We start from the raw sequence: 24890 nt of genomic DNA, 5'->3' as shown, positions 1-24890 counted from the left end.
CTCGGCGCGTCGAGGCGGATCATCTCCCGCCTGCGCTCGAAAAAGGGGCGCGCGACGGGCCCCGAACCGGACCCGCCCGGGACACATACGGACTGCACCACTCATCCGTCACTGTTCCCCTGGAGGCCCCGTGCCCACCGTGTCCGCACACGTCGCCCGTACCGTCGCCCGTCACGTCGACCACGTCTTCGGCGTCATGGGCAACGGCAACGCCTGGTTCCTCGACGACCTCACCCGGTCCACCAGCGCCCGGTTCACCGCCGTGCGCCACGAGGCCGGCGGCGTGGTGGCCGCCGACGCCTACTTCCGCGCGTCGGGCCGCATCGCCGCCGCCACCGCCACCTACGGCGCGGGCTTCACCAACGCCCTGACCGCGCTCGCGGAGGCGGCCCAGGCGCGCGTCCCGCTCGTGCTGCTCACGGGCGACGAGCCGACGTCCGGCCCGCGGCCGTGGGACGTGGACCAGATCGCCCTGGCCGCCGCCGTGGGCGCGCGCACCTACACGGTGGGCCGTGCCGACGCCGCCGCCACCAGCGTCATCGCCATCGAGCACTCCCTGACCTACCGGGTGCCCGTGGTGCTGGCCATCCCCTACGACGTCGCGGCCCTGGAGGCCGGGCCCGTCCCCGACGCGCCCGAACCGGTGCTGCCCCGCCCGCTGGCCCCCGCCGGGCCCTTCGACGCCGCCGCCATCACCGACCTGGCCCGGCACCTCGCCGACGCCGAGCGCCCTCTGCTGCTGGCCGGCCGCGGCGCCTGGCTCGCGGGCGCCGGCGACGTGCTCGGCGAGCTCGCCGAGACCACCGGTGCCCTCACCACCACGACCGCCCTCGGGCGCGGGGTCTTCCCCGACGGCCGATACGACCTCGGCGTGGCGGGCGGGTTCGGCGCGGCCGGGGCGATGGAGCTCGTACGCGCGGCGGACGTCGTCGTCGTGCTCGGTGCGTCCCTCAACCAGTTCACGATGCGGTTCGGCGAGCTGTTCGCGCCCGGCACCCGCGTGGTCCAGGTCGACATCGCGCCCGCCGCCACCCACCGCCACGTGGGCGGTTTCGTCCGGGGCGACGCCGCCCTCGTCGCCCGCGCCCTGGTGGACGAGCTGCACGCGCAGAACGCCAAGCCGTCCGGCTGGCGCGAGACCGTGGACGTCGCCGCGGCGCGCCGTTACGACACCGGCCCCGCCGACGGCCTCGCCCCCGACGGACGGCTCGACCCCCGCACCGTCGCCCACCGGCTCGCCGGGCTGCTGCCCGCCGACCGCGTCGTCGTCTCGGACGGCGGGCACTTCATCGGCTGGGCCAACATGTACTGGCCCGTCGCCTCGCCCGACCGGATGATGATGGTGGGCACCGCCTACCAGTCGATCGGCCTCGGCTTCCCGAGCGTGCCCGGCGCCGCCGCGGCCTGCCCCGAGTCCACCGTCGTGCTCACCACCGGCGACGGCGGCGGCCTCATGGCGCTCGCCGACCTGGAGACCGCGGTACGCACCGCGGGCGGCCGCGGCCTCGCCGTGGTCTGGAACGACGCCGCCTACGGCGCCGAGGTGCACGTCTACGGCCGCCAGGGCCTGGCCGAGGACCCGATGCTCATCCCCGAGACGGACTTTGCCGCGCTCGCGACCGCCGTCGGCGCCCGGGGCGTGGTGGTGCGCACCCTGGCCGACCTGGACCGCCTGGCCGAGTGGACCGCCGAACCGGTCGCCGAGCGGCCCTTCCTGCTGCTGGACTGCCGGGTGTCCGGCTCGGTCGTCGCGCCGTACCAGGAGGAGATCCTGCGGGCGAACCGCACCCGCTAGACGCCGAGCTTCGCCCGCGCCATCGCCACGACCTTGCCCACGTTCAGGCTCCATCCCACGCCGAACACGCGCGGCCCCACGACGTGCTCCGCCTCGGGGTTCCAGAGTCGCTCGCGGGCCCGTTCGAGGGTCGGGAAGCGGAACTCGTAGGGCACCACGGACGCGACCTTGCCGTGCCAGGTGCGCTCCTCCTCGGGCGTGCGCAGCTCCTTGACCACGGCTGCGGCGGTCAGCGCGATCGCCGCCAGCGTGATCAGCCGGCGCAGTCCCCCGCCGCGGTGCTTCGTGTGCTCGGTGCTGCTGGTGCGTCCCATCGTGGCCCTCCGTGCTCTCGGTCGCTCGTCGTCGGCCCCCTGCGACCCATCTTGGGCCATCGGCGGGCGGCGCACCCGGTGAGCGCGCCGGTCAGCGCACCCGCACCGCTCCCGCCTGGACGGTGACGTCCGCCCGGCGGGCCTCGCCGAGGTCCTCGCCGTCGATCTCGAACACGCGCGGCTCCGCGAGCTCCACCCGCAGGGTCCGGACGCGCCGGTGGGTCGTGCTCTGGCTGCTCTCGGCACTCCCGCCGCCGGTGGCGAGGCGCTTGATCCCGTTGTCCCAGACCAGGTTGCGCAGCGTGTCGGCCCACCCTGCCGCGCCGTCGGCGCTCAGGAGGAGCAGGTCGAGCTCGCCGTCGCCGGGGTCGGCGTCGGGCAGGAGGTTGAGGCCGCCCTGGAGGGTGCCGCAGTTGCCCACCAGGAGCGTGTGCACGTCGTCCTGGCCGCGCGGCTCGTCGTCGGCCGTGAGGTGGACCTCCAGGGGCTCGCTCGCCGTCACCGCGCGCCCCAGGGACTCCACGTAGGCCAGCCAGCCCACCTTGTCCTTGAGATCGTCGTCGGTCTCGGTGATCATGTGCGCGTCGAGCCCGAACCCGGCCATGACCGCGAACGCGTGCCGTGCGGTGCCACCGGCGAGCTCGACCTCCAGCCAGCCCAGGTCCAGGGTGCGCGCGTCGCCGGTGAGAGCGCGCAGGAAGGCCCCGGTCACGTCGCCCAGGGGCACGCCAAGGTTGCGGGCCAGGAGGTTGCCGGTGCCGAGCGGCACGATGCCCAGCTCCACGTCGGCGCCGCTCTGCCCGAGGTGCTCGGCGACCGCCCGGACCGTCCCGTCACCACCGGCCACCACGAGCAGGTCCGCCCCGGCCTCGACCGCCTCGGCGGCCACGCCCTGGCCGGCGTCGTCCTCGCTGGTCTCGAACCACCGGACCTCGGGCTCGGCCCCGGCGGCCTGCACGGCGTCGTCCAGGGCGGAGGCGAGGTCCGCCCGGCTCGTCTTGGCCGGGTTCCAGATGATGCCGACACGTCGCGGGGTCATGACGGCATGCTCGCACAGCAGCTCCCGGTCAACGACCCGGGGCCTGCGGCCCGTCGACGGCCCCCGCGACGGCGGCCGCCAGCCGCTCCGCGAGCGCCCCGACGGCCGCCCGCAGCTCGGGGCCGCCCTCGACGCGGAACGCGAACGGCACGCTCGCCAGCCACTCCTGGGCGTACATCGCGGGGTTCCGGGTGCTGCCCACCAGGACGCACCGGTCGCCCACGGCCTCCAGCCGGCCCATCTGCGCCCCGACCCAGGGCGCGACGTCGGCGAGGGGCGCGTCGAAGACGACGCGCGTGGCGAACTGCCACCCGGTGCCCAGGTGCTCCTCCAGCGCGGCGACGGGGTCGAGCCCGTCGGGCGGCGTGAAGGCGGTCGTCGTGCGCTCGACGGCGCGCACCCGGTCCACCCGGTAGGTGCGGACCGCGCCGGCCCGGTGGGAGTGGCACAGCAGGTACCACCGCCCGTACCGGACCACCACGGCCCACGGGTCCACCTCGGCCACCCACTCGCTGCCTGACTCGCCACGGTAGGTGACCAGCACGCGCCGGCGGGCGGCCACGGCCGCGACCAGGTCGCTGGTGACGGCGGTGTCCGGGCGCGCCGCGTACCGGTCCGGTGCGGCCGAGGCGTGCTCGCGCAGCGTGGCCGCCTGCCGGCCCACGTCCTCGGGCAGGGCGCGGATCACCTTGCCCAGCGCGGTGCCGACCAGGTCGTCGGCCTCCGGGTGGGCGTGCAGCACGGCCATGACGAGTCCGAGCGCCTCGGTCTGGGTGAACATGACCGGCGGCAGCCGGGTGCCCCGGCCAAGCCGGTACCCGCCGTGCGGGCCGCGCGCCGACGTGACCGGCACCCCGGCCTCGCGCAGGATCTCGACGTACCGGCGGGCGGCACGCTCGGTGACGCCCAGCCGGTCGGCGAGCTCGTTCGCCGTCGTGCCGGGGCGGGTCTGGAGAAGCTCCAGGGCGCGCAGCGCGCGGGCGGTGGGACTGGTCTCGGACGGCACGTCACCACCCTAGGAGCAGGCTAGGGGCGCACCACCTCGAGGATCTGCTTCTGCACGCCGTTCTTGTAGACCTCGTGCTCGACCAGGTCGAGCTTCTGGGCCGGCTTGTCGGCGTCGCTGAACAGCGGCTTGCCCTGGCCCAGCAGCACGGGGAAGACCAGCAGGTGGTAGACGTCGATCAGGCCGGCGTCGGCCAGCGCGCGGGTCAGCGACACGCTGCCGTGCACCTGGAGCTCGCCGTCGCCGCTCTCCTTGAGCCGGGCGACGTCGTCCAGCGAGCGCAGGATCGTGGTCTCGCCCCAGTTGCCGACGAGGTCGTCCTCGGTCAGCGTCGTCGACACCACGTACTTGGGCAGCACGTTGTAGCGCGGGAACTCCTCCATGTCCGGCCAGACGGGCGCGAACATCTGGTAGCTGGCACGCCCGAGCAGCAGCCCGGCGGCCTCCTCCTGCTCCGTGGCCTTGAGCTCGTAGGCCTCGGGGGCCGGCGCGACGACCTTGAAGGTCCACGCGGTGTCGTGCAGCTCGGGGTCGCCGCCGGTCGGGTCGACCTTGCCGTCGAGCGAGACGAAGTGCGTGGCGACGATGGTGCGCATGGGGGATCTCCTTGTCCGGGGCCGGCCGGGGGCCGGGGGTCCGCGTGGTGCGGTTCTCCCAGGATCAGACGAGCGGGACCAGAAAACTCATCGGCCTCACGATCCGGAAGTAGAACGTCCGGAACTGGTCCTACCGTGGAGCTCAGGCGGCCCGCCGGGCCGCGACTCACGACGGGAGAGAACCATGGACATCCTGCTCATCGGCGGCCTCTGGCTCGACGCCTCGGCCTGGGACCGTGTGGTCCCCGAGCTCGAGAGCCTCGGGCACCGGCCGGTAGCGGTCGCGCTGCCGGGCCAGGGCGACGGGACCCCGTCGGCCATGCTGGACGACCAGGTCGCCGCGGTGCTGGCCGCCGTCGACGCAGCGCCCGGGCGGCCGCTGGTCGTGGGGCACTCGGCCGCCTGCACGCTGGCCTGGCTCGCCGCGGACGCCCGGCCGGACGCGGTGGCGGGAGTGGTGCTCGTCGGCGGCTTCCCGTGGGACGACGGCAAGCCGTACGCCGACCTGTTCGAGATCACGGACGGCGTCATGCCGTTCCCGGGCTGGGGCCCGTTCGAGGGGCCGGACTCGGCGGACCTCGACGAGGCGACGCGCGCCACCCTGGCGGCCGCCGCGGTCCCCGTGCCGGAGGGGGTGGCCCGGGGCGTGGTGCGCCTGCGCGACGAGCGCCGGTTCGACGTGCCGGTCACCGTCGTGTGCCCGGAGTTCTCGCCGGCGCAGGCACGCGAGTGGATCGACGCGGGCGACGTGCCGGAGCTGGCCCGGGCCACGCACCTCGACCTGGTCGACCTGGACTCGGGGCACTGGCCGATGTTCACCCGCCCGGTGGAGCTGGCCCGCCTCCTGTCGGAGGCGAGCGTCAGCGTCTGACGCCCAGGGCGAGCGTCAGCGTCTGACGCCCAGGGACCGGAGCTCCAGGTCGGCCAGCCTGCGCACGACGTCGGCGTCGCCGTCGCGCCAGGCCGTCAGGGGGTCCGGCGAGACGCGGGCCAGGGCGCGCGGCGGCTGGTTGGTCAGGGCACGCAGGGCCAGCAGGGCCGGGTCCACCGCGAGCAGCCGCCGCCCCGCGCTCGCGCGACGCACGAACCGCACCCGCAGCGGCACGTACAGCACGGCCACCAGCAGCACGGGCACGAGAAATACCGCCAGGCCGGCGAGCAGCGCCACGTCGGCCACCGTCTCGGCCTGGGCGCGGCCGGCGGCGGCCAGGCTCTCGGCCGCGTCCGCGGCCCCGCGGAAGGGGGCGGCCAGGTCGTCACCCACGCCGGGGATGCCGTCGATGCGGCCCTCGACGTCGTGGAACCGGCCGGCCATCTCGTCGGCCGCCGACGCCGTCTCGCGGCCCGGCCGGCCCAGCACCTCGATCGCGTCCCGGGCCTGGAGCCCGGCCCACCCCCAGCCCGCGACCCACGCGAGCAGGAGCAGGTCACCCAGCACCTGCCGGGCGCACCGCGCGGGCGCGGCCGCGTACAGCCTCATGTCTGCTCCTCCGGACGACGACGGGCGGCACGCCGCACCGTACCCGACATTCGGGGCACATCTGGATGGATCTGTGGTTGCATGTCCGCGACCGATGTCCCCCGTGCGGAAGGTACGACCCCATGACTGCCGATGACGAGCTCACCCGGACCTTCGTCGAGTTCGACGGCGACGGCGACGGCCGCATCACCGCCGACGAGTTCCGCCAGGCCATGGCGACCCGCGGCGAGGAGACGAGCGACAAGGACCTGGAGCAGATCTTCGGCAAGGCCGACCACGACCAGGACGGCCGCATCGACCTCGCCGAGTTCACGCAGGCCTGGGACGCCTGAACCCGCCCGGCGGTTACGACCCCGAGTCCCCGCCCCGGGCAAGGGCCGTGGCCAGGTCCGCGACCGTGTCCCGGATCGCCGCGCGCGCCGGGGTCAGGTACTTGCGCGGGTCGGTGACGTTCTGGTCGCCCGCCAGGTACTGCCGCACCTGGGCCGTGTAGCCCACGTTGAGCGCCGTGCCCACGTTGATCTTGCGGATCCCCGCGGCGATCGCCGCCCGGAGCGCCGGCACCGGCACGCCCGAGGAGCCGTGCAGCACCAGCGGCACGGGCAGGCGCTCCGCGAGGCGTGCGACCAGGTCGAGGTCGAGCTCGGCGGTCGCCGTCGTCATCGCGTGCGAGCTGCCCACGGCGACCGCGAGGCCGTCCACCCCGGTTCGCTCCACGAACGACGCCGCCTCCTCGGGGTCGGTGCGCACGCCCGGCGCATGGGCGCCGTCCTTGCCGCCGATCTCGCCGAGCTCGGCCTCGATCCACAGTCCCTGGCCGTGACCGGCCCCGGTGAGGTCCGCCGTCGTGGCGACGTTGTCCTCGTAGTCGAGGTGGGCGGCGTCGACCATGAGCGACGAGATGCCGAGCCGCCCCGCCTGGGCGACCACCGACCGGGCGAGCGCGTCGTCCTGCACGTGGTCCAGGTGCACGGCCAGCGGCACGCCGGCCGACGCCGCGACCTCCCGGCACGCCCCGACCAGGGCCGCCATCCGCCCGCCGTGGAACCGCACCGCGTTCTCGCTCACCTGGAGGATGCCGGGCGCACCCGCCGCCTCCAGCCCTTCGGCGATGCCCTCGGCGTGCTCGAGCGTGATCACGTTGAACGCGAGCACGGCGCCGCCCGTGCGGGCGGCGTCCGCCACGAGGTCGCCCGTGCGCGCCGGCGTCACAGGACGCCCGCCGGGACGGGAGCCCGCAGCGCCTCGGGCAGCAGGTCGCCGTGCGCGGCGGTCAGCTCGTCGCACAGGGCCCAGATCTGCTCCGGGGTCAGCGTGGAGGCCGTGTTCGGGTCCATCAGCGCGGCCTGGCGCACCAGGAGCGGGTTTCCCGTGCGAGCCGCCTCCACCGTGAGCCGGCCCACCGAGACGTACGCCTGGTTCACGGCTGCGCACTGGACCGGCAGCGCGCCCATCGCGACCGGCGCCACGCCGTCGGCGTCCACCACGGCGGGCACCTCGACGACGGCGTCCTGGCCCAGGTTGTCGATGAGCCCGCGGTTGGGCACGTTGACGTGGATCTCCCGGCGCGTGCCGGTCACCAGCGAGTGGATGATCTGCGGCGCGTACTCGCTCGCGCCCTCCTCCAGCTCCAGGTCGCCGCCCGCGGCGAGCGTCTGCCGCGCCCGCTCCAGCTCGGCGAGGTTCTCCCGGCTGATGCCCACGTACTCCAGCGGCTGGAGCCGGTAGCGCTCGATCTGCGCGTCCGAGCGGAGGAACCACGACAGGTACTCCGAGGAGTGCTCGCTCGTCTCCGTCGGGTAGTAGCCGATGCGGCGGAAGATCTCGACGCGCACACGGCGCTCCAGCTCCGGGTCGGCCGCGATGCGCTCGCGCAGCAGCGGGTACAGGTCCCGCCCCTGGTGCTCCCACTCCAGCAGCCACGCCTGGTGGTTGACGCCCGCCGCACGGTAGCGGGTCTCCTCCACCGGCACGCCCACGAGCTCCGCGAGGTCGTGCGCCGTCCAGTAGACGCTGTGGCACAGACCGGCGACCTTGAGCTCCGGGGCCACCACGGACAGCCACCAGACGTTCATCGCCATCGGGTTGGTGTAGTTCAGCAGCCACGCGTCCGGGCACAGCTCGCGCATGTCCGCCGCGAGCGCCGTCAGCACGGGGAAGGTCCGCAGGGCACGGAAGGTGCCGCCCACGCCGGTCGTGTCACCGATGGTCTGGCGCAGCCCGTACCGCTCGGGGATCTGAAGGTCCTTGTACGTGGCCTCCACGCCACCCACCTGGATCATGTTGATCACGAAGTCGGCGCCCTCCAGCGCCGTCCGCCGGTCCGCGCTCGCCACGACGGTCGCCCGCCCGCCGAGCTGCCGGTCCACCTGCCGGGCCGTCGCCTCGGCGATCCCCAGCCGTTCGGGGTCGATGTCGTGGAGCACGAGGCGGGCGTCCGCGAGCTCGGGGAAACGCAGGATGTCGGCGACGAGCTGCCGGGTGAAGACGACGCTCCCGGCGCCGATGAACGCGATGCTGACCATGGCGTCGATCATCCGTGGGCCCGCGCGAGATGTGCAAGAATGCGATCAGAATTCGCGATAAACGATCAATCCGAGTGAGCGATTCGAGAAGGGAACGGTATGGCGGCCACCGCGGAGACCCCCCGCGCCATCTCGCACAAGCGCACCGAACGCATGATGCGGACCCTGACCTACGTGAACGAGCAGGGCACCACGCGGCTCACCGACCTGGTCCGGGAGCTCGACGTCTCCTCGGCGACGATGCGGCGTGACCTCGCGGCCATGGAGGAGCAGGGCCTGCTCGTGCGCACGCACGGCGGCGTCCGGGCGCTCGACCCCACCACCGAGGTGCCGGTGCTGCTGCGGGACAACCGGTTCCGGGACGCCAAGGTGCGCATCGCGGAGCACGCGGCGGGCCTGCTCCCACCGGGCCGCTACTCGGTGGCGATCAGCGGCGGCACGACGGCGGCCGCCGTCGCCCGGGCGCTCGCCACCCGGCCCGACCTGGCGATCGTCACCAACGCGCTGACCACCGCCACGGAGCTCGCCTCCCGCAGCAACCTCAAGGTGATCATGACGGGCGGGTTCGTCCGGTCCAGCTCGTTCGAGGCGGTCGGGGCGCTGGCCGAGAACACGTTCAACGCGATCAACGTCGGCACGGCCTTCCTGGGCACCGACGGCATCAGCGTGCGCGGCGGCGCCACGACCCACGACGAGACCGAGGCCCGCACCAACCACGCGATGCTGGCGCACGCCGAGCACGTGGTGGTCGTGGCCGACGGTTCGAAGGTGGGCCGCGTGACCCTGGCCAAGGTGGCCGACCTGGCAGAGATCGACGTGCTGGTCACGGACTCGTCCGCGGACCCCGAGGCCCTGGCCGCGATCGAGGCGGAGGGCGTGGAGATCCAGGTGGTCCCGGACTGAGGGAGGTCCGCCGAACGGAGAGATCGTCGCTCCATGACGGCTCACGGAGCGACGATCTCTACGTTCGGCGCGGGCTGCCCGGGGACGCGCTGATCTCGACCTGCGGGGCCAGGGTGCGAGTCAGGGCCGGGTCCAGGATCGCCGCGCCCGGGACCTGGGCGTTCGCCGTGCCGGCCGCCGTGGCCAGGGACAGCGCTCCGGCCAGGTCGGAGCCGCCGTCGAGAGCGACCAGCAGGCCGCCCAGGAACGAGTCACCGCTGCCCACCGGGAAGCCGCCGGTGTGCCCGGTCAGGGTCGCGCGCAGCACCCGCTCGCCGTCGGTGCCCCAGGCCCCGGCCGCGCCGTCGGTGATCACGACCAGCCCGCGGGTGCGCTCGTGCACGGCGGCGAGCAGCTCCGGCACCGCCTGTTCCTCGCCGCCGCCCACCAGCTCCAGCGCCTCTGCCCGGTTCACCTTCACCAGGTCGGGCCGGGCCTCGACGGCGCCGCGCAGCGCCGCACCGTGGCTGTCGACGGCGACGCGCGCCCCGGCGTCACGCAACCGGCCGACGACGTCGGCGAGCAGACCCGCGGGCGCCGACGCCGGCAGGCCGCCCGACACGAGCCACCAGCCCGGCCGGGAGGCCGCGAGCCGGACCGCGGCGTCCACCGCCGCGGCCGCCGCGCTCACCGAGACCGGTACGGCCCGCTCGTAGATCTCGGTGAGCCGCCCGGTGTCCTGCGCGAAGACCGACACGCAGCTCCGCGTCGGCTCCCCCGGCACCACGTGCAGGTCCACGCCGTCGGCCCGGGCGCCGGCCGCGACGTCCTGCCCCGCTCCCCCACCGAGCACCGCGACCGCGGACACGCGGGCGCCGAGCGTGGCCGCGGCCCGGGCCGCGTTGAGCGCCTTGCCGCCCGCCACCCGGTGGGTCGAGAGCGGCCGCTGGATCCCCTCCAGCGCCTCGACCACGTAGGTGACGTCGAGCGACGGGCTGAGGGCGAGCGCGGAGATCACCGGGTCAGCTCCCGCTCCAGGTCGGCGCGCGTGGCCTGCCGCCCGGTGCCGCCGGAGCCGAGCGTGGAGAGCGACCCGGCGACGGTCGCCCAGCGCACCCGTTCCTGCTCGTCGCCCACCCCGTACGCGAGCGCCGCGAGGTACCCCGCGTCGAAGCTGTCACCCGCGCCGGTGGTGTCGACCACGTCGACGGCCACGCCCGGCGCGCGTACCACGGCGCCGTCGGGCCCCACCGACCAGCCGCCGTCGGCCCCGTCCTTGACCACGACCCGCGGGCCACGGCGGGCGAGCCGGGTGGCGAGCTCGACGTCGTCCAGGTCGGCCGGCTCCCCGAGCGCGCCCGCGATGGCGCGCAGCTCGTTGCGGTTGGGCAGGAGCAGGTCGAGGTGGCCGAGCACGTCGGCCAGCCCGGCCCACTTCTCGGCCGGGTCCCAGTTGGTGTCGAGGCTCGTGGTCCAGCCCTGCTCCCGGGCGCGGGCGAGCACACCGGGCAGCGCCGCGGCCAGCCCGGGCTGGAGAAAGTAGGACGCGACGTGCAGCAGCCCGGGCCGACGCCCGTCGAGCACCTGCGTGAGCCGCTCCCCCGTCAGCGTCGGGATGGTCCCCGGCACGGTGAGGATCGCCCGGTCGCCGGGCGTGGAGAGGATCACGGACAGCCCGGTGGGCTCGTCGGGCGCCGTCTCGACGGCGCCGACGTCGACCCCGCAGGCCCGCAGCGCGTCCAGCGTGAACGTGCCGAAGGTGTCGGCCCCGACGCGCGCGACCAGCGACGTCGGTACGCCCAGGCGCGCGACGCCGGACGCCGCGATGCTCGCCGAGCCGCCGAGCACCAGGTCGCCCGAGTCGGCGAGCTGCTCGGCCTGGCCGAACCGGGGCACGACGTCGCCGCGCAGGACGAGGTCGACGTTCGCGTCCCCGGCCACCACGACGGGCCGCGGGGCGGGTCCAGCGGTCTGGTGGGTCATCCCTTGACTCCCGTGAAGGTCATGGTGGCGATGAACTGCTTCTGGGCGAACACGAAGAACGCGATCAGGGGCAGCGTAGCCACGACGTTGCTCGCCATGAGCAGCGACCAGTCGGTGCGGCGTGCGCCCTGGAAGTTCGTGATGCCGAGCTGCAGGGTGAACGCGCCGGGGTCGTTGATGGCGATGAGCGGCCACACCAGGTCGTTCCACGAGCTCAGCAGCGTGAAGATCGCCAGGGTGGCGAGCGCCGGCCGGGCCAGCGGCAGGATGATGCGCCAGAAGGTGGTGAAGCGCGAGCAGCCGTCGAGCTCGGCGGCCTCCTCGAGCTCCGCCGGCAGCGACAGGAAGAACTGCCGCATCAGGAAGATGCCGAACACGGACGCCAGCCACGGGACCATCGCCGCGGCGAGCGTGTCGATGAGCCCCACGCGGGCGAACATGACGTAGGTGGGCACCATCAGCAGCTGCGTGGGGATCATGATCGTGGCGACGATCAGGAGGAACCCGACCTGCCGTCCGGGGAACTTCAAGCGGGCGAACCCGTACCCGGCCAGCGAGCACAGCACGAGGTGCGACACCACGGCGACCACCGACACGAGGATCGTGTTGCCCGTCCACAACAGCACGTCGGAGTCGCGGAACAGCTTCGCGTACCCGTCGAGGGTCAGCGACGAGGGGAAGAACCTCGGTGGGAACCGGTTGATCTCCGACTCGGGCGTCAGCGACGTGAGGAACATCTGCACGAACGGCGTGGCGAACAGCAGCGCGACCGGCACCAGGACGAGGTGCCACCAGCCGGTGCGCCGCCTGCGGCGCGGCGCGGCCTCCGGCTCCGGCTGCCCGTAGACGTCGGCCCGGGGCGAGGCGAGCAGGGTCATCCCAGTCCTCCTACGGTGCTGCGGCGCGAGTAGATCGTCACGCCGATGGTGATCGCGAGGGTCACGGCGAACAGCCCGTAGGCCACCGCCGACGCGTACCCGAACTCCAGGTCCTTGAACGCCGAGGTCCACAGGTAGTAGACGATCGTCTCGGTGGACTTCAGGGGCCCGCCCCGCGTCGTGGTGTAGACGAGGTCGAAGAGCTGGATCGACTGGATGGTCTGCCAGATCGCCACGAACACCGTCACGGGCGCCAGCTGCGGGAACGTGACGTGCCAGAACGACTGCCACCGGTTGGCGCCGTCGACCCGTGCGGCCTCGGTGAGCTCGGCCGGGATGTCCTGGAGCGCGGCCAGGTAGATGACCGTGGTGAAGGCGGCCTGCCCCCACAGGGACATGAGCGCGATGACCACCATCGCCTGGCCCGGGTCCTCCAGCCAGCCCTGCTGCGGCAGGCCGAGCACGCGCAGCACGTTGTTGACCAGCCCGAACTGCGGGTTGAACAGGTAGGTGGTGAGGATGCCCGTCGCCGCGGCGGACACGACGAACGGCAGGAAGATCAGCGTGCGGTACACGCCGACCAGGACGATCCGGCGGTTGAGCGCCACCGCCAGGCCGAGCCCCAGCAGCACCGAGGCCGGCACGAACAGCGCCGTGTACAGCAGGGTGTGGCCGGCGGCCGCGGCGAGGTCGGCGTCGCCGGCCATCTCGCGGTAGTTGTCGAACCCGACGGGCTCGGGCGTGGAGAACCCGTTCCAGTCCTGGAGGGACAGCACGAACGCCCAGACCGCGGGGAAGATCGACAGGCCCAGCACGATGACGGTCGCCGGGGCGACGAACCCCCAGCCGGTGAGCCCCTCCCGGACCCGGCGGGCCGAGCCCGGCCGCCGGGTCCGGACGGCGGTCGCGGTCACTTGTCCGCCAGCGCGGCCGTCGCCTCGTCGGCGGCCTTCTCCAGCGCCTCGGCGGGCTCGCCCTGGCCCTGCAGCACCTGCGAGATGGCGGTGCCGATCGCCTCGGAGAGGTTCACGTAGCCGGGCACGGTGGGCCGCGGGATGGTCGCGTTGGCGCTGTTCGCGGCCATGACGTCCAGGCCGGGCATCTCCTTGACCTGCGCCGCGAACTCCGGCGAGTCGATCTCGCTCTCGCGCAGCGGCAGGTTGCCGTAGACGACGTTCCAGCGCACGTCCTGCTCCGGGTCGGTGAGCCACTTGGTGAACTCGTAGGACCAGTACTCGCGGTTGGCGTCCTGGTGGTCGAAGAGCACCCACAGGTCCGCGCCGGAGATCGTGGTGTGGTCGCCGTCGGTCCCGGGCAGGGGCACCACGCCGTAGTCCGTGCCGGCCACCTGCAGGTCGTACAGCGACCAGGGGCCGGAGGTGATCATGCCGATCTGGTCGCTGGCGAAGATCTGCCCGAACTTCGTGTCGGTCTGGTCCAGGTACACGGACTCGTCCTCGACGGCCATGTCGCGCAGCAGGGTGAGCGCCTCGACGCCGGCCTCCGAGTCGAAGGTCGCCTCCGTGCCGGACTCGTCCAGGATCTCACCGCCGTTCTGCCACAGGTGCGGCCAGAACTGCCAGGTCGTCTCCTCGGAGCCCGAGACGGAGTACCCGTACCCGTAGGTCGTGGTCTCCGGGTCGGTCAGCTCACGGGCCGCGGTGCGGAAGTCGTCCCACGTCCAGTCCTCGGTGGGGTACTCGACGCCGGCCTCGTCGAAGACGGTCTTGTTGTAGATCAGCGAGATGTTGTCCACCACGGCGGGGAACCCGACGGTCGCCTCGCCCGTCGGCTGGGCCGTCGCCCGCGCCGCGCCGGAGAACTCCTCCCAGCCGACCGCGGGGTCGGAGACCTGCTCGGTGATGTCGAGCGTGCGCTCCGACTCGGCGAGCTCGCTCGCCCACGAGCCGAACGCGTAGGAGATGTCGGGGTAGGTACCGCCGGCGAACGACGACGACAGCTTCTGCAGCAGGTCCTCGGTCGACGGCGCCCCCGAGGAGACCTCGATGGTGACGTTGGGGTGCTCCTGCTCGAACTCCTCGGCGAGCCCCGTGAGGATGGTCTGGGCCTGGTCGGCCTGACCCGTCCACCAGGTGAGGGTGATGTCGGCGTCCTTGTCGAGCGTGGTCGCGCCCTGCGTGCCCGACGAGCACGAGGTGAGCAGGGCCGTGGCCACGAGGAGGGAGGCGGCGCCCAGGGCGCCGCGTCCGCGGGTGGTTCGGAGGGGGTGACGCAGCATGATCGTCCTCGTCTCTTCTGCGTTCTGGGTGGTTGTTCTGTCAGCCGAGCACGACGGACCGCGTCAGGTGGCGCGGGGTGTCCGCGTCCAGCCCGCGCGACCGCGCGACCTCGACCGCGAGCCGCTGTGCCTGCACGAGCTGGACCAGGGGGTCGAGGTCGTCGTGCCGGACGGTCGCGCCGGTGCGCTCCACGTCCGCGGCGAGCACGGGGTCGGCCTCGCCGAAGAGGGTCACGAGGCTCCGCTGTCCCGCCACCGCCACGGGGCCGTGGCGGTAGTCCAGGGCGGGGTAGGACTCCGACCACGCCTGCGCGGCCTCGCGGATCTTGAGCGCCGCCTCCTGGGCCAGGCCGTAGGTCCACGACCGGCCGAGGAACACGAAGTGCTCGAACGCCGTCACGTCGACCGGCAGCGGGGCGTCGAGCGCGGCGCGGGCCTGCTCGACGACGGCGGTCAGGTCCTCGCCGAACCCGGTGCGCGCCAGCACGAGCACCGCGGTCGGGAAGCGCGTCTGGACCACCGACTCCTCGTCCGCGAAGTCCAGCACGAGCACCTCGTCCGCGGCCTGCGCCACGGGCGTCCCGGCCACGCCGACGACGGCGGCCGTGCGAGTGCCGGCGGGCACGCGGGCGAGCGCATCGAGCACCTCGCTCGTGGTTCCCGAGCGGCTGATCACGACCACGCGGTCGTAGGTGCGGCCCGGCGTCCACTCGGACGCGTAGGCGGCGTCGGTCTCGCCGAGCCCGGCGCGCTCGCGCAGGACCGCGAGGGACTCGGCGACGAACGCGCTGGTGCCGCAGCCGAGCACCAGGACACGCTCGCCAGGGGCGCCGAGCACCCGCGCGCCGTCGGCCGCCGCGGCGGCGGCACGGGTCCACACCTCGGGCTGGCTACGGATCTCACGCTCGGTGATGGTGCTGATGCTCACGGTGCCGCTTCCTGTCGTCGTCCCGGCACCGCCTACCGGGCGCCGTCGTCGCCCATGGTGCTCGACTGTTGCGCGGGAGTCACCAAGACTGGCGGATTCGATCATTCCGAGTGATTGAATCGCGTAACAACTCGGCAATCTGCGCACGCATGCCCGATCCTCTGGGGGCGACACGATCACGTCGAGCACTTTCCTGGGAAGCCGAGGAGGCAGTCATGAGCCACGTTCACGACCCGCTGGGGGCGGGTGGGCCCGCCGGGACCGCAGTACCGGACCTCCGGCTCGTCGACTGGGCGCCCCGCCCGCAGGTCTCCGTGCCCGTCACGCGCGTGCGCCGGGCGGCGGTCGGTGCCGTCGACGTGCACAACCACCTCGGCCGCTGGCTCACCGAGGACTGGTGCGCACCCGACGTCGCCGCGCTCCTGCGGATGATGGACGACGCCGGCATCGAGACCGTCGTCAACCTGGACGGGCTGTGGGGCGAGGAGCTGGACGCCAACCTCGACCGGTACGACCGCGCGCACCCGGGCCGGTTCGTCACGTTCTGCCAGGTCGACTGGACGCTCCTGGCCCGCCCGGACGGCGAGCGCGAGATCCACGAGCAGCTCCGCGACAGCGCCGCGCGCGGCGCCCGCGGCGTCAAGGTGTGGAAGAACGTGGGCCTCACGGTCCGCGGGCCCGACGGCGAGCTCGTGCGCCCCGACGACCCGCGCGTGGTCGGCGTGCTCACCCTGGCCGGTGAGCTCGGCCTGCCGGCCCTGGTGCACGTGGCCGACCCGAAGGCCTTCTTCGAACCGCTGGACGAGCACAACGAGCGGTTCGACGAGCTGGCCGGCCAGCCCGACTGGTCCTTCGCCGACCGGGACCGCTACCCGTCCTTCGACCAGCTCCTGGACGCGTTCGAGCGCCTGCTGGTGGCCACACCCGGCACCCGGTACATCGGTGCGCACGTCGGCTGCGTCGCCGAGGACCTCGACCGCGTGGAACGGCTCCTGCGCGCCGCGCCCAACCTCGTGGTGGACATCGCCGGCCGCCTCGGCGAGCTCGGCCGCCAGCCCCGGCGGTTCCGGCGCCTCGTGGAGACCTTCCCGGACCGGGTGCTGTTCGGCACCGACGCCTTCCCGCTGTCGCCCGCCGACCTCGAGGTCCACTTCCGCTTCCTGGAGACGGACGACGAGGCCTTCGACTACGCGCCCGGCGTGGAGGTGCCGCCGCAGGGCCGCTGGCAGATCTCCGGGGCCGCGCTCCCCGCGCACCTGCTGCCCGCCCTCTACGCGGACAACGCCCGGCGCGTGCTGAACCTCGGCTGATCCGGCAGGCATCACCTCCGGGCCGGTAATTGAACGGTGAACTTTTCCGGCCCGGAGAGCGGCGCCCGGCATTTCTTGACAGAATGCCGATATGGCCGCACTGGAGGACCTCCTCGACGACTACATGTTCCGGTCCGAGTCCGAGACCGACCGGGACGAGAAGTTCGAGGAGCTGATGAAGGCATTCCTGCGCACGGACGCAGAGTGCACGGCCGCGTTCGACGCGGTCTGGTCGTGGGACGAATGGCCCGGCCACCAGGGACTGGGCGACGAGATCGACCTGGTCGCACGCGAGCAGGACACCGAGCGGCTCGTCGCCGTCCGGTGCAAGTTCCACGACCCGGCGCAGCCTTTGTCCCCGGCGGATGTCGCGCCATTTCTCGCGGCGTCGAACAAAGCGCCTTTCACGGCCCGCATCGTGCTCGCCACCACCGATACGTGGCACAAAGAGCTCGAGGACTCAATTCACGATGTGAAAATCCCGGTCGAGCGAATTGGGCTCACCCAGATGCTGCATTCCTCGGTCGACTGGAACCGGCTCCTGCCGGTGGCCGCGGCCGCCGCCGGCTAGCCCGGGACCCTCTTTCTCCTCCGCCAGCACCACCCGCTCGACATACCCCGGCGAAGCACCCCCCGCACAGCGCTCCGCACACAGGGTGAGAACCGACGGGAATTCCATGTAAATGCATGGAAATACCGCCCAAAAGCCCGCGAACAGGACCGGGCAATACTACGTGAAGGATCGATATGTCGCCCCGCACAGCGATTTCACCCGACTCCTCGCCCCGCCTCCCGCTCGACGGCGGCCTCGTGACGTCGGTCTGCCGCGCCTACGGCCAGGACACCGACGGCTGGGACGCCCGACCGGACGAGGAGCGGGGCGAGTACACCGCCGTCGTCGACCATCCCGCCCTGCCCGGCGCGGTGGAGACCGCCGACGTGCTCGTCTGCCGCGGCGCCGCCGTGGAGCTGGACGACCGGTGGGTGTTCTTCGACGACCTTGCTCCGGCTGCGACGTTCGTCGACTCCGGGCGCGCATCCAACCTGATGTCGTCGCTCGACCTCTACGAGGCCGCTGAGGTCCGGGCGCACTGCGCCGAGCACGGCCGTCCCGAGGCGGCGCTCCTCCTGGGCCGGCAGGTCTACGAACCGTCCGAGATCCGCGGGCTCGTGGCCCGGTACGCCGCGCACGTCGCGGGGCGACCCTGACGCCCGCGGCCGGGCGGCCCAGGGTTCACCCCGACCGGGCAGCGCGCAACCTGGTTCCGTGGGCGGACGACGGGCCGCCGGGCCGGGCGGTTGGATGGCGGGCATGACCATGACTGCACCGACGACAGACCCTCGGACCGGAACCCGGCAGCGGTGGCGGTTCATCGACTCGCTGCGCGGTTTCGCGGTGCTCGGCATCCTGCTGGTCAATGCCGTGGACATCGCACGCGTCGGGATGGACCGCATGCTGGAGGGCGGGACCCGGGTGCCCGACCCGGTGCTCGACGCGCTGTACCTCACCGTCCAGACGCGCTTCGTGCCGATCTTCGTGTTCCTGTTCGGCATGAGCCTGTGGATCGTGCTCGACGGCGCCCGCGCGCGTTCGCCGCGCCCGTGGCTCGTGCTGACCCGGCGCCTGGTCGCGCTCGCGCTCATCGGCGGGCTCCTGATGCTCGTGTACCCCGGGAACGTGCTGATCGAGTACGGCGTCGTCGGTCTGCTCGTGCTGCCCGTGGTCTGCCTCGCGCCGCGCTGGGTGGTCCTCGGTGCAGGAGCCGTGCTCACGGTCGTGGCGTACGCGTTCCTCGGCGGCGGCCTGGCCGCCACGCCGGGCCTCGTCCTGCTGGGCGCTGGTGCCGCCGCCTACGGCCTGCCCCGTGCCCTGGAGTCCGCGGGACGGACCGTCGCCGTCGTCCTCGCCGGTGCGGCCGTGCTGACGGTGCCTGCCCTGCTCTGGCAGCTCGGCACGCCCGGCGACCCGCGGTTCTCGAACGCCGGCGGCACCGCCGGCCTCGTCATGGCCGTGCTGTACACCACGGGTCTGGCCATGCTGTGGCGCACTCCCGCGCGTCGCGTGATCGCCGCCGTCTTCGAGCCGCTGGGCCGCATGGCCCTGACGAACTACGTCACCGCGGCCCTGGTGGTGGCACTGACCACGCTCTTCGTGGACTACGGCCACATGACGAGCGTGCTGCCCGTGGTGCTGCTCGCGCTGGGCATCATCGCCGTGCAGTCCGTGCTGAGCCGGCTGTGGCTGCGCCGGTTCGTCTACGGCCCGGTCGAGTGGGTGTGGCGGGCCGCCACCTGGCTGCGCCTGCCCGCGTTTCGCCGCGACGCGCGGCTTCTGTAACAGTGGAGCCGCCCGGTGCGTGCGCGCCGGGCGGCCTCCCCTGTCGAAAGGAGCTCACCGTGGCGTGGACGCATGTCGTCCCGGACCTCCTGGGCGTGTTCTTCTTCGCGGTGTCCGGCTCCCTGCTCGCGGTGCGGCGCCGCTTCGACATCGTCGGGTCGCTGCTGCTGGGCACCTGCGTCGGCCTCGGCGGCGGGATCCTGCGCGACGTGATCCTCGACGACGGCGTGCCGCGGGCCTTCGACTCGCCCGTCTATCTCGTCCCTCCCGTCGTCGCCGCGCTGGTCGTGTACTTCTTCGCGCACGTCGTGCACCGGTTCCACGACGTGCTGCTCACCTTCGACGCCGCCGGCATGGCCCTCTTCTCGGTCACCGGCACCCTCCTGGCGCTGGATGCCGGCATGAACCACGCGGCGGCGTCGATCCTCGGGGTCGTGACGGCGGTCGGGGGCGGCGTCATCCGGGACGTCGTGGCCAACGACGTGCCCCAGATCTTCCGTTCCCGCGGCCTGTACGCCATCCCCGCACTGCTCGGGGCCGGGCTCACCGCACTCGCCTCCTGGGCCGGCTGGTTCGGCCTGGCCACGGGCTGGGTGGTCGCGGTGCTCGTGTTCGGGCTGCGCATGGTCTCGCTGCGCTACCGCTGGCAGGCACCACCGGCGGCGCGCGCTGACCTGTGAGCCCGGTCGGATGCGCCGGCCCAACCGGTCAGCTCGGTCGGATGCGCCAGCCCAACCGGTCAGCTCGGTCGGATGCCTCGAGATCGGTCGGCCGATGGACCGATCTCGAAGCAACCGACCGAACACGGGGCTGGAGCCGGTGCAGGCGACCGAACACGCGGCCGCCCAAGGTCCACGTTCCGGACCCGTTACCCGAGCGGCGAGCCGAGCGACTGCAGCACCGTGACGACACCGTGCTCGTCGATCGTTCCGGTGACCTCGTCCGCCGCCTCGCGCAGGACGGCCGGAGCGTGTCCCATCGCCACACCCCGCGCCGCCCACGCGACCATCTCCAGGTCGTTGACGCCGTCGCCCACCGCCACGGTGCGGGCCGGGTCCACGCCGACCTGCTCGCGGACCCGTTCCAGCGCGGTCGCCTTGCTGAGGTCGCGCGGCGTGACGTCGATCCAGTCGGCCGCCGCCGGGACCGGCGTGACACCCAGCGAGCGCAGGGGCTCGACCAGCCGCGCCACGCCGTCGCCGCGCAGGATCACGCGGGTGGCCGGCACGTCCCACAGCTCGGCGTCGGGCACCTGCCGTTGCTCGCCGTTCACGGAGCAGGGCTCGAAGGGGCTGGTGACCCGGTACCCCCACCCGATCTCCTCCACCCCCACCTGCACCGTGGGCACGAGCTCGCGGGCCCGGCGGATCACCGGCTCCACGTCGAACGTGTGCACCGTGTCGAGCTCGTAGCCACCGGGCCGGCCGATGTCGAGGCGCGCGACGACGGCCCCGTTCGACGCGACCGCCCAGCCCGCGTGGATGCCGAGCTGACGGGCGACGGGGAGCACGCCCACCAGTGAACGGCCGGAGGCGAGCACCACGTGGTGCCCCGAGCGCCGCGCCCGGGTGACCGCGGCGACGGTCACCTCCGGCACGGTCGCGCGGGCCTTGAGCAACGTGCCGTCGATGTCGAGCGCGACCATGGCGCCGACCGCGGGCTCTGTCCCGCGGATACGGCGTGCGGCTGCCTGAGCGTCGTCGGTCGTGGGCGATGTCACCGTACCTGTCGTATCCGTCATGCCCCTCAGACGCGCGGCATGCGGGGATGTCACAGCACTTTCACCACGACTTTCGGACAGGGACGAAATCTTCAGGACCCAGGGGTTGCGTAACGATATATCTTTGATCTATCTTTGAGGACGTCGGTCGAGCACGTCGCTCCCGACCGGCGGGACGCCGGGACGCCGCAGTGCGCACACAGCGCACCGCCCCACCCCGCCGCAACAGCATCAAGGAGACCTCTCATGCGTACCCACGACGACACCACCCAGAACCCCGGTCGACGGGGCGGCCGCGGCCGCTTCGGCCTCGACATCCCCGTCTTCGTCCCGGGCCTGCGCCCCGCGCTCGTGACCGCCTACGGTCCCGGGCTGCCGGACGACCGGGACGGCTTCGCCCGACCCGACCGATCCGGCCGACCCGACCGTCCCGGGCGGCGCGAGGGCCGGCGTGACGGCCGCCGCCGCGAGGACCGCGGCTGGTTCACCCGCGGCGACGACCGCGGCGACTTCGGCCCGCGCGAGGGTCGCGGCGACTTCGGCCCGCGCGACGGTCACGGCGGCTTCGGCCCGCACGGCGGCTTCGGGCCCCACGGCCCGCGCGGCCCCCGTGGTCCCCGCCGCGCCGGGCGCGGCGAGATCCGCGCCGCGATCCTGCTGCTCCTGGCCGAGCGGCCCATGCACGGCTACCAGATCATCCGCGAGCTGGCCGAGCGGACCGACGGCCGCTGGCGCCCGAGCGCCGGAGCGGTCTACCCCGCGCTCTCCCTGCTCGCGGACGAGGGCCTCGTGCTCCTCACCGAGGACGGCGGCCGCAAGCTCGCCACGCTGACCGACGAGGGCACCGCCTACGTCGAGCAGCACAAGGACGAGCTCGGCACGCCGTGGGAACAGGTCGGCCGGGGCCACGGCCGCGAGCTGCGGCACGAGCTGCGCGCTCTGGCCGACGCGGTCGAGCAGGTGGCCCGCACGGGCTCGCCCGAGCAGGTCGCGTCCGTCACGGCGCTGCTCGACAAGGCCCGCCGCGAGGTCTACCTGACCCTCGCGGGCCAGGCGCCGGCGTCGGACCAGCCCCCGGCCACCGACTGATCAACCACCCCGATCCATCACCGAACGCGCCCGGGGGGGGGGGGGGGGGGGCCGCGCGGGGGGGGGGGGGGGGGGGGGGGGGGGGGGGGGGGGGGGGGGGGGGGGGGGCCCGCGGCCCGGGGGGGGCGCGCGCGCCCCCCCCCCCGCCCCGCCCCCCCCCCCCCCCCCCCCCGCCCCCCCCCCCCCCCCCCCCCCCCCCCCCCCCCCCCCCCCCCCCCCCCCCCCCCCCCCCCCCCCCCCCCCCGGGCCGCGTTCGCGGATATTTCCGGGAGGTCTTGTCGGCGTCCGCCCGACGGCGTCCGGTCGGGCCCGCGCCCGACCGTAGTCTCTGCACCAGGACGGCGTGCACCGACGGGGGCCGGTGGCTCGTCCGACGCCATCCCTCGACCTCGGAGTGACCGTGACAGCAACATCCCGGGCCGCCGCCCTCACGACAGTGCTTCTCCTCGCGGGCTGCGGCGTCGGCGAACGAGGCTGGCCGTCCCCGCTGGAGCTCGACTACCCGCCCGCCCCGCAGCAGCTACTGCCGGAGGCCGGCCCGGCCGCCGGGAGCGCCGACGCAACACCGCTGGCCGACCTGACCGACCCGGGCTGGCTGCGCGAGACGGCCGAGCGCACCGGGATCCCGCGGCGCGCGCTGGCCGCCTACGCCGGCGCGTCGCTCCGGCTGGCACGGATCGACCCGGAGTGCGGCCTCGGGTGGAACACCCTGGCGGGGATCGGCGCCGTGGAGTCGGTGCACGGCAGCTATCTCGGGGCACGCGCCGACGCCGACGGCACGGTACGCCCGCCCATCATCGGCATCCCGCTGGACGGCAGCGAGGGTGTCATGGAGATCCTCGACACCGACCAGGGAGAGCTCGACGGCGACGCCGAGTGGGACCGCGCCGTCGGCCCGATGCAGTTCATCCCCACCACGTGGGACGAGCACGCGCAGGACGGGAACCTCGACGGGCGGGCGGACCCGCACCAGATCGACGACGCCGCGCTGACCGCCGCCGCCTACGTCTGCGACAGGGGCGGCGACGTCACCACCGACGACGGGTGGACGGACGCGCTGGCGGCCTACAACCGCTCGGTGTCGTACGCCCACGACGTGGCCGGGCTCGCCGAGGAGTACGGCAGCTGAGCGCTACCAGGGCAGCTCCCCGTTCTCGTCCTGGAACGTGCCGGTCGGTCCGTCCGGGCCGAGCGTCGCCCAGCGCACGACGAACCGCGCGGTCTCCTCGGGCGACCGGCCGATCCCGTAGGCGGCGGTCATGTCGGTGGCGGTGGTGCCGGGTTCCAGCGCGTTGAACCGGATGCCGGGCTCGGCCTGCGCGTAGCGGACCGTCAGCATGGTGGCGGCCGCCTTCGACGCCGAGTAGAGCAGCACGGGCAGGTGGTGCTCGGGGCGGTCGGGGTTGGTCACGGCCCAGAACGACCCCGCGCTGCTCGAGACGGTGACCACGTTCGCGCCGGCGGACCGCCGGAGCAGGGGCAGCGCCGCCTCGGTGACACGCACGATGCCCACGGCGTTGGTGTCGAAGACGCGCAGCGCGGTGGGCCCGTCGACGTCGCCGTCGCCCAGCAGACCGGCGTTGTGCACCAGGACGTCGAGCCGGCCCTCGGCGGCGTCGATCGTCGCGAGCGCCGCGCGCACCGAGGCGTCGTCGGTGACGTCGAGCTGCACGAACCGCGCGCCGAGCGCGGCCGCGGCCCGTTCGCCCCGCTCCGCGTCCCGCGCACCGACGTACACGTCGTGCCCCAGCTCCACGAGCTGCTTCGCCGTCTCGAACCCGATGCCCTTGTTGGCCCCGGTGATCAGTGTGACGGTCATACGTCTGCCTCCCTGGCTCGCTTCGAAATACCCGGTCCCGAGGGACCGTTGAGGACGCTATGCAGCGCAGGCAGACCGAGACAGAGCCCCGCCCGGACCAGGGTGTGACAGGACCCCCTCTCGCGGTGGCCCCGGCGCGGGGGCGGGCCGGCACGAACGCGCTCGGCAGCTACCTGCGGGCCCGGCGCGAGCAGGTGACCCCGCGGGAGGCAGGCATCCCCGACGGCGGGGTGCGGCGGGTGCCGGGGCTGCGCCGCGAGGAGGTGGCGTTGCTCGCCGGCATCAGCGCCGACTACTACCTGCGGCTGGAGCGGGGCCGCGACCGCAACCCGTCGCCGCAGGTGCTCGACGCCCTCGCCCGCGTGCTGCGGCTCGACGAGGCCCACACGGCATACCTGCGGACCCTGGTGGAGGACGCTCCGCGGGCCGCCCGGCCCCGTGCCGGGACGCCTCCGGCCGGTGCGCTGAAGCTCCTGGCCACCTTGCCCCAGCCCGCGTTCATCGAGGACCGGTACTTCGATGTCCTGGCGTCGAACGACCTGGCCCGGGCGCTGTCACCGCGGCTCGCCGCGGGCGGCAACCAGCTCCGGGACCTGTTCCTCGACCCGGCCGAGCAGGCCCTGTTCCCGGACTGGCGGGACTACACGGAGTGCCTCGTGGCCAACCTGCGGCAGTCCGTGGGCAACGACCTCGACGACCCCCGGCTCGCCGCCCTCGTGCACGAGCTGTCTCAGGCCAGCCCGCTGTTCCGCCGGCTCTGGGCACGCCACGAGGTGCGCGGTCAGTGGGGTTCCCCGGTCCGGCTCGCCCACCCGCGGGCGGGCGACCTGGTGCTCAACCGCGAGCGGTTCGACATCAACGGCGCGGACGGTCAGATGCTCGTCGTGCTCCATCCGGACGCAGGGTCGGCCGACGCCGAGAGGCTCGCCATTCTGGGCAATTGATAATC

General features: G+C 73.7%; 27 protein-coding genes. 12 read left to right on the top strand and 15 right to left on the bottom strand.

Annotated elements, in window-relative coordinates; all coding sequences use genetic code 11:
* Window positions 1-130 precede the first annotated feature (130 nt).
* Window positions 131-1795: a thiamine pyrophosphate-binding protein gene (locus ACIBBF_RS17080; protein ID WP_397415501.1), complete on the top strand. Its 1665-nt coding sequence runs from the start codon at window positions 131-133 to the stop codon at window positions 1793-1795.
* Here the strand turns inward: ACIBBF_RS17080 and ACIBBF_RS17075 are convergent.
* The 4 genes from ACIBBF_RS17075 to ACIBBF_RS17060 all read right to left on the bottom strand — a co-directional run bounded on the left by ACIBBF_RS17075 (window position 1792) and on the right by ACIBBF_RS17060 (window position 4750).
* Entirely contained in the window at window positions 1792-2109 is a 318-nt protein-coding gene (locus tag ACIBBF_RS17075; protein ID WP_397415498.1) for a hypothetical protein, read from the bottom strand. The genes ACIBBF_RS17080 and ACIBBF_RS17075 overlap by 4 nt on opposite strands.
* A gap of 91 nt (window positions 2110-2200) precedes the next feature.
* A complete protein-coding gene (locus ACIBBF_RS17070) occupies window positions 2201-3148 on the bottom strand; it encodes a diacylglycerol/lipid kinase family protein (RefSeq protein ID WP_397415496.1) in 948 nt (315 codons plus the stop codon).
* A 28-nt stretch (window positions 3149-3176) separates the two neighbouring features.
* Window positions 3177-4154 carry a helix-turn-helix transcriptional regulator gene (locus ACIBBF_RS17065; RefSeq protein WP_397415493.1) on the bottom strand — a complete coding sequence of 326 codons (978 nt, stop codon included), beginning with the start codon at window positions 4152-4154 and terminating at the stop codon, window positions 3177-3179.
* A 20-nt stretch (window positions 4155-4174) separates the two neighbouring features.
* Window positions 4175-4750 carry a dihydrofolate reductase family protein gene (locus ACIBBF_RS17060; RefSeq protein ID WP_397415491.1) on the bottom strand — a complete coding sequence of 192 codons (576 nt, stop codon included), beginning with the start codon at window positions 4748-4750 and terminating at the stop codon, window positions 4175-4177.
* 184 nt (window positions 4751-4934) lie between these two features.
* Between ACIBBF_RS17060 and ACIBBF_RS17055 the strand changes: the two genes are divergently transcribed.
* Window positions 4935-5621 carry an alpha/beta fold hydrolase gene (locus ACIBBF_RS17055; protein ID WP_397415488.1) on the top strand — a complete coding sequence of 229 codons (687 nt, stop codon included), beginning with the start codon at window positions 4935-4937 and terminating at the stop codon, window positions 5619-5621.
* Between the two features lie 15 nt (window positions 5622-5636).
* Here ACIBBF_RS17055 and ACIBBF_RS17050 read toward each other — a convergent pair whose 3' ends face one another.
* On the bottom strand, window positions 5637-6230 hold the full coding sequence (locus ACIBBF_RS17050; RefSeq protein WP_397415486.1) for a hypothetical protein: 594 nt from the start codon (window positions 6228-6230) through the stop codon (window positions 5637-5639).
* 122 nt (window positions 6231-6352) lie between these two features.
* On the opposite strand from ACIBBF_RS17050, the gene ACIBBF_RS17045 reads away from it, so the two are divergent.
* A complete protein-coding gene (locus tag ACIBBF_RS17045) occupies window positions 6353-6562 on the top strand; it encodes an EF-hand domain-containing protein (protein WP_397415484.1) in 210 nt (69 codons plus the stop codon).
* Between the two features lie 13 nt (window positions 6563-6575).
* Here the strand turns inward: ACIBBF_RS17045 and ACIBBF_RS17040 are convergent, their stop codons facing one another.
* The gene (locus ACIBBF_RS17040) at window positions 6576-7442 is read right to left on the bottom strand and encodes a class II fructose-bisphosphate aldolase (RefSeq protein WP_397415482.1); all 867 of its coding nucleotides are present in this window, start codon (window positions 7440-7442) and stop codon (window positions 6576-6578) included.
* Complete coding sequence (locus ACIBBF_RS17035; protein ID WP_397415480.1) at window positions 7439-8755, bottom strand: alpha-glucosidase/alpha-galactosidase; 1317 nt, start codon at window positions 8753-8755, stop codon at window positions 7439-7441. The genes ACIBBF_RS17040 and ACIBBF_RS17035 overlap by 4 nt, the downstream gene beginning before the upstream one ends.
* A 99-nt stretch (window positions 8756-8854) precedes the next feature.
* Between ACIBBF_RS17035 and ACIBBF_RS17030 the strand changes: the two genes are divergently transcribed.
* Window positions 8855-9658: a DeoR/GlpR family DNA-binding transcription regulator gene (locus ACIBBF_RS17030; RefSeq protein WP_397415478.1), complete on the top strand. Its 804-nt coding sequence runs from the start codon at window positions 8855-8857 to the stop codon at window positions 9656-9658.
* Window positions 9659-9716: 58 nt separating this feature from the next.
* On the opposite strand, the gene ACIBBF_RS17025 is transcribed toward ACIBBF_RS17030, so the two are convergent.
* The 6 genes from ACIBBF_RS17025 to ACIBBF_RS17000 are packed head-to-tail and all read right to left on the bottom strand — an operon-like array spanning window position 9717 to window position 15665.
* Window positions 9717-10655, bottom strand: a complete 939-nt coding sequence (locus tag ACIBBF_RS17025) for a 1-phosphofructokinase family hexose kinase (protein WP_397415475.1) — start codon at window positions 10653-10655, stop codon at window positions 9717-9719.
* The gene (locus tag ACIBBF_RS17020; protein WP_397415473.1) at window positions 10652-11620 is read right to left on the bottom strand and encodes a carbohydrate kinase family protein; all 969 of its coding nucleotides are present in this window, start codon (window positions 11618-11620) and stop codon (window positions 10652-10654) included. The genes ACIBBF_RS17025 and ACIBBF_RS17020 overlap by 4 nt, the downstream gene beginning before the upstream one ends.
* Window positions 11617-12498 (bottom strand): carbohydrate ABC transporter permease, encoded by an 882-nt coding sequence (locus ACIBBF_RS17015; RefSeq protein WP_397415470.1) that lies wholly within the window; start codon window positions 12496-12498, stop codon window positions 11617-11619. The genes ACIBBF_RS17020 and ACIBBF_RS17015 overlap by 4 nt, the downstream gene beginning before the upstream one ends.
* Window positions 12495-13412 carry a carbohydrate ABC transporter permease gene (locus tag ACIBBF_RS17010; RefSeq protein ID WP_397415467.1) on the bottom strand — a complete coding sequence of 306 codons (918 nt, stop codon included), beginning with the start codon at window positions 13410-13412 and terminating at the stop codon, window positions 12495-12497. The genes ACIBBF_RS17015 and ACIBBF_RS17010 overlap by 4 nt, the downstream gene beginning before the upstream one ends.
* Complete coding sequence (locus tag ACIBBF_RS17005) at window positions 13409-14737, bottom strand: ABC transporter substrate-binding protein (protein ID WP_397415465.1); 1329 nt, start codon at window positions 14735-14737, stop codon at window positions 13409-13411. The genes ACIBBF_RS17010 and ACIBBF_RS17005 overlap by 4 nt, the downstream gene beginning before the upstream one ends.
* Before the next feature lie 40 nt (window positions 14738-14777).
* A complete protein-coding gene (locus tag ACIBBF_RS17000; protein WP_397415463.1) occupies window positions 14778-15665 on the bottom strand; it encodes an SIS domain-containing protein in 888 nt (295 codons plus the stop codon).
* Window positions 15666-15880: 215 nt separating this feature from the next.
* On the opposite strand from ACIBBF_RS17000, the gene ACIBBF_RS16995 reads away from it, so the two are divergent.
* The 5 genes from ACIBBF_RS16995 to ACIBBF_RS16975 all read left to right on the top strand — a co-directional run bounded on the left by ACIBBF_RS16995 (window position 15881) and on the right by ACIBBF_RS16975 (window position 19993).
* Entirely contained in the window at window positions 15881-16975 is a 1095-nt protein-coding gene (locus tag ACIBBF_RS16995; RefSeq protein ID WP_397415461.1) for an amidohydrolase family protein, read from the top strand.
* A 91-nt stretch (window positions 16976-17066) separates the two neighbouring features.
* On the top strand, window positions 17067-17546 hold the full coding sequence (locus tag ACIBBF_RS16990; RefSeq protein WP_397415459.1) for a hypothetical protein: 480 nt from the start codon (window positions 17067-17069) through the stop codon (window positions 17544-17546).
* 176 nt (window positions 17547-17722) lie between these two features.
* Window positions 17723-18184: a hypothetical protein gene (locus tag ACIBBF_RS16985; protein ID WP_397415457.1), complete on the top strand. Its 462-nt coding sequence runs from the start codon at window positions 17723-17725 to the stop codon at window positions 18182-18184.
* A gap of 103 nt (window positions 18185-18287) precedes the next feature.
* Window positions 18288-19313 (top strand): DUF418 domain-containing protein, encoded by a 1026-nt coding sequence (locus tag ACIBBF_RS16980; RefSeq protein ID WP_397415454.1) that lies wholly within the window; start codon window positions 18288-18290, stop codon window positions 19311-19313.
* Window positions 19314-19372: 59 nt separating this feature from the next.
* Complete coding sequence (locus ACIBBF_RS16975; protein WP_397415451.1) at window positions 19373-19993, top strand: trimeric intracellular cation channel family protein; 621 nt, start codon at window positions 19373-19375, stop codon at window positions 19991-19993.
* Window positions 19994-20181: 188 nt separating this feature from the next.
* On the opposite strand, the gene ACIBBF_RS16970 is transcribed toward ACIBBF_RS16975, so the two are convergent.
* On the bottom strand, window positions 20182-21033 hold the full coding sequence (locus tag ACIBBF_RS16970) for an HAD family hydrolase (protein WP_397415449.1): 852 nt from the start codon (window positions 21031-21033) through the stop codon (window positions 20182-20184).
* Window positions 21034-21279: 246 nt separating this feature from the next.
* On the opposite strand from ACIBBF_RS16970, the gene ACIBBF_RS16965 reads away from it, so the two are divergent.
* Together ACIBBF_RS16965 and ACIBBF_RS16960 are read left to right on the top strand one after the other, a co-directional pair.
* Entirely contained in the window at window positions 21280-22122 is an 843-nt protein-coding gene (locus ACIBBF_RS16965; RefSeq protein ID WP_397415447.1) for a PadR family transcriptional regulator, read from the top strand.
* A 400-nt stretch (window positions 22123-22522) separates the two neighbouring features.
* Entirely contained in the window at window positions 22523-23251 is a 729-nt protein-coding gene (locus tag ACIBBF_RS16960; protein WP_397415445.1) for a lytic transglycosylase domain-containing protein, read from the top strand.
* A 3-nt stretch (window positions 23252-23254) separates the two neighbouring features.
* On the opposite strand, the gene ACIBBF_RS16955 is transcribed toward ACIBBF_RS16960, so the two are convergent.
* Window positions 23255-23941, bottom strand: coding sequence for an SDR family NAD(P)-dependent oxidoreductase (locus ACIBBF_RS16955; RefSeq protein WP_397415443.1), 687 nt, complete (start codon window positions 23939-23941; stop codon window positions 23255-23257).
* Between the two features lie 104 nt (window positions 23942-24045).
* Here ACIBBF_RS16955 and ACIBBF_RS16950 point away from each other — a divergent pair, with 104 nt between their 5' ends.
* Entirely contained in the window at window positions 24046-24885 is an 840-nt protein-coding gene (locus ACIBBF_RS16950; protein WP_397415441.1) for a helix-turn-helix domain-containing protein, read from the top strand.
* The last annotated feature ends 5 nt before the right edge of the window (window positions 24886-24890 follow it).

It is taken from the genome of Promicromonospora sp. NPDC050880 (genome assembly GCF_044456525.1).
Taxonomy (GTDB): Bacteria; Actinomycetota; Actinomycetes; order Actinomycetales; family Cellulomonadaceae; genus Promicromonospora.
This window is presented reverse-complemented; position numbering and strand designations above follow the sequence as displayed.